Here is a 3,927-nt window from a genome sequence, read left to right on the forward strand (position 1 = left end):
CCGGCCCGCGCCCCCCCCCCCCCCCGGCCCCCCCACGCCGGCGCCGGTCACCAGCCGACAGCGACCTCCAGCCACTGCGGGTCGCCGTGTGAGACGAACGACGACTGGCCGGCCACGTCGTCGTACGGGAAGCCGTACGCCAGGTGGTTGATGCCGTGGTCGTGCCAGTACTTCGCGTAGTAGTTCGCCGGAGCGGCCTTGTAGTAGTTCGCCGGGTCCTGCTGCTGCGACGCCGGCAGCTGCGCAGTGTGCCGGTTCAGGGCCGCGCACATGGTCGGGTTGCCGGCCAGCGAACCGGCGCAGCCGGTGATGTTCGACGTCGGCTCGTTGACGCCGACCGACTGCGCGTAGGCGGTGAAGTAGTTCGCGTACTGGCCGCCCGCGCGGAAGTCCGGCGCGCTGCCCGGCGCCGGGATCCGGTACGGCGCGTTCACCGTCGCCAGGCCCTTGAACTCGGTCGGCACCTCGGCCTGGAACCTGGCGAAGGTCGCCGCGCGGTCCTCCTGGAAGGTCCCGTAGTCGTCACCCACCTGCACGTCGTACCCGTCGTGGGCGTGCAGCCGCATGGCCAGTTTCAGCGCGAACGCGTCCACCCGGGTGGTGTTGCCGTTGAAGACGTCCGGACCGACGGTGAACTCGATGAAGTCGGCGTACTGGCCGTTCGGCGTGCCGAGGTAGAAGTACATCCGCCCGGCCGAGTTGGCCGGCATGTCGATGTAGGGCTGCTCGGCGATCGAGTGGGTCTGGCCGCCGAAGTTCCAGAACACCTGGCTGTCCGGGTACTTGCCGTTGGTCCGGTTGAGCACCTTGACCATGAGCACGTTCTGCGCGGCCGGGATGCTGCCGGTGTCGCCCCAGAACGAGTCGGGCGGCGTGCCCGGCCCCGTCGGGGTGGTGCCGCCGCCGGTGCCGAAGACCTGGAACTCCCACAGCGAGACGCCGTAGGGCGTGGCCCGCGCGGTCGTGTACAGCCGCACGTACCGGCCGGAGCCGGTCACGTTCAGCGTCTGCGCGCCGCCGGTTCCGGTGGTCGTCTGGTACACAGTGGACCAGCTGGATCCGTTGTCGGACAGCTGGATCTGGAACGCCGTGGCGTACGCGGCCTCCCAGTTCAGCTTGACCTGGCCGACGGTCGCCGCGCCGCCGAGGTCGACCTGGATCCACTGTGGATCGCTGAACTGCGAAGACCAGCGGGTGGCGGTGTTGCCGTCCACCGCGGCGGAAGCGGGGGTGCCGGCGTTCTCCGTGGACGACGCCGTGACGGGTTTCCCTTGGGAGATCAGGGTGTCCGCGGCGTGGGCCGAGGGCGCGGCGAAGCCGAGCGCGGCGACGGTGAAGGCCGCCGCCAGCGTCGCCAACCGGGCTGCGGGTCCGCGGCGTCGGTGCCGCGGCGAAGCGATCGTGGGCATGGTTCCTCCCTGGCCGGGAACGGGGGCGGACCCGCCGCCGGTCAGGGGACGGCGTCGTCCGGCGTCCCCTGACCGCCGGGCACGGGACATCCGGGACGGCCGGGAACGTTCGGTGAAAAGGTTCATACCACCAGCCCCAACCTGTCAAGGCTTGACAAATCCAGGGCCGGAGGGCGATATTCGGAACCGATTCACCTCACCCTCTGCGTGGCGCCGCCACCCGCTCAGGGGCCGACTCACCTGGAGTCAGCCATGCCCAGCGGCGCCGTGCACCCGGTCCTCTGCCGTCCTCTGTGGACGGACGCACTCAGGTACCACCCTGGGCGCAGGCCGTGGTCACCGGGCGGTTCCCGAACACGTCGCCCTCCGGCACGCTCATAGCGCCGTCAGGCAGCGCGTGGATCATGCGGATACCCGTGTCCCGCCCGGGCCGATCCGCGCCGTATCCCGCGCCACGAAACGGATCCCGTCCCGTTAGACCGTCCGGGTGGCCACTCCTGGTCACGCGGTGGACTGAACCAACCGGACACCTCGTGACCTGTTGACACGATCGAGAACGCGGACCTACCCTCGCCCCATCCCCACCGCACTCCCGCGTCCCCCTTCTCTCTCGGAAATACAACGTTGTAAAAATCCGCCCGGGTCCCTGGCCTGCGGCTTGAGAGTGAGGTCCCCGTGCCCCGCCGAAGACTTCCCGCCATCCTCACCACCACGCTGCTCGTCCTCGGGACGATGCTCGGCCTGACCACCGCGTCGCAGGCCGCCGGCTCCCTGCCCTGCGACATCTACGGCGCCGCCGGCACGCAGTGCGTCGCCGCGCACAGCACCACCCGCGCCCTTTACTCCGCCTACGCCGGCAACCTCTACCGCGTGCAGCGCGCCTCCGACCGCGCCGAGACCGACATCGGCCTGCTCGCCGCCGGCGGGTACGCCAACGCCGCCGCGCAGGACTCCTTCTGCGCCGGGACGACGTGCACCATCACGGTGATCTACGACCAGTCCCCGCGCCACAACGACCTCACCGTCGAAGGGCCGGGCACCGCGGGCGGGCAGGACGTCGCCGCCGTAGCGGCCGCGCTGCCGGTCACCGCGGGCGGGCACAAGGTCTACGGCGTGTACGTCTCCCCCGGCACCGGGTACCGGCACTACGTCGGCGCCGGCGTCGCGGTCAACGGCCAGCCCGAGGGCATGTACATGGTCGCCAGCGGCACACACGTCAACGGCGGCTGCTGCTTCGACTACGGCAACGTCGAGGCGCAGATCGCCGACACCGGCAACGGCCACATGGACGCGGTCAACCTCGGCACCACGTGCTACTTCCCGCCGTGCACCGGGATCGGCCCGTGGGTCGCGGGCGACCTGGAGAACGGGCTGTTCCAGGGCAACCGCTCCAACACCGCCAACCGCGGCAACGCCACGCCGTTCGTCACGGCGCTGCTGAAGAACAACGGCCAGACGACGTTCGCACTCAAGGGCGGCAACTCCCAGAGCGGCGGCCTGACCACCTGGTACAACGGCACGCTGCCCTCGGGTGGTTACACGCCGATGCACCAGGAGGGCTCGATCGTGCTCGGCACCGGCGGTGACAACAGCAACGCCTCCATCGGCTCGTTCTTCGAGGGCGTGATGACCGCGGGCTACCCGACCGACGCCGCGGACGACGCCGTGCAGGCCAACGTGGTCTCCGTCGGCTACTCCGGCTCGACCGGGACACCTCCCTACGCGGCCACGGTTTCCGGCCCCGGCGGCAAGTGCCTCGACGTCGCCGGCGACGACACCGGCGGCAACGGCACCGCCGTGCAGCTGTGGGACTGCCAGGCCAACGCGGGCGACCAGCACTGGGCGCACAACGCCGACTCGTCACTGTCCACTTTGGGCAGGTGCCTCGACGTCACCGGCAACGGTACGGCGGGCGGCGCGCTGCTGGAACTGTGGGACTGCAACGGGGTCGGCGGCCAGAAGTGGGTGCAGCAGGCGGACGGCTCGCTGCGCAACCCGCAGTCCGGCCGGTGCGTCGACTCCCCGAACGGCGCCACGGCCAACGGCACCCGGCTGCAGATCTGGGACTGCAACGCCTCCGCGGCGCAGAAGTTCTCCGTCACCGGCGGCGGCCCGATCACCGGCCCCGGCGGCAAGTGCGTCGACGTGGCCGGCGACGACCACGGCGTGAACGGCACCGCCGTTCAGCTGTGGGACTGCCAGTCGTTCGCCGTGGACCAGCACTGGTTCCACCTGTCCGGTGGCGCGCTGCGCACCTTGGGCCGCTGCCTGGACATCGTCGGCAACGGCACGGCGAACGGCACCCAGGTCGAACTGTGGGACTGCAACGGGGTCGGCGGCCAGACGTGGACGCAGCAGGCGGACGGTTCACTGCGCAACCCGCAGTCCGGCCGCTGCCTCGACTCCCCGAGCGGCGCGACGGGCAACGGGACGCGGCTGCAGATCTACGACTGCAACGGATCCGCGGCGCAGAAGTTCGCGCTGCTCTGAACCCGAGGCGCGGGCGCCCGGCCCGGGG

The 3,927-nt window shown here is 70.9% G+C and carries 2 protein-coding genes; one reads left to right on the forward strand and one right to left on the reverse strand.

The window, feature by feature from the left end:
- Positions 1-47: 47 nt before the first annotated feature.
- Positions 48-1,409: a beta-1,3-glucanase family protein gene (locus tag ACGFMK_RS48885; RefSeq protein WP_392778913.1), complete on the reverse strand. Its 1,362-nt coding sequence runs from the start codon at positions 1,407-1,409 to the stop codon at positions 48-50.
- Between the two features lie 675 nt (positions 1,410-2,084).
- Here ACGFMK_RS48885 and ACGFMK_RS48890 point away from each other — a divergent pair.
- Positions 2,085-3,899 carry an arabinofuranosidase catalytic domain-containing protein gene (locus ACGFMK_RS48890; RefSeq protein ID WP_392778916.1) on the forward strand — a complete coding sequence of 605 codons (1,815 nt, stop codon included), beginning with the start codon at positions 2,085-2,087 and terminating at the stop codon, positions 3,897-3,899.
- Positions 3,900-3,927: the final 28 nt, after the last annotated feature.

The sequence above is a fragment of the Amycolatopsis sp. NPDC049252 genome (genome assembly GCF_043197175.1).
GTDB lineage: Bacteria > Actinomycetota > Actinomycetes > Mycobacteriales > Pseudonocardiaceae > Amycolatopsis.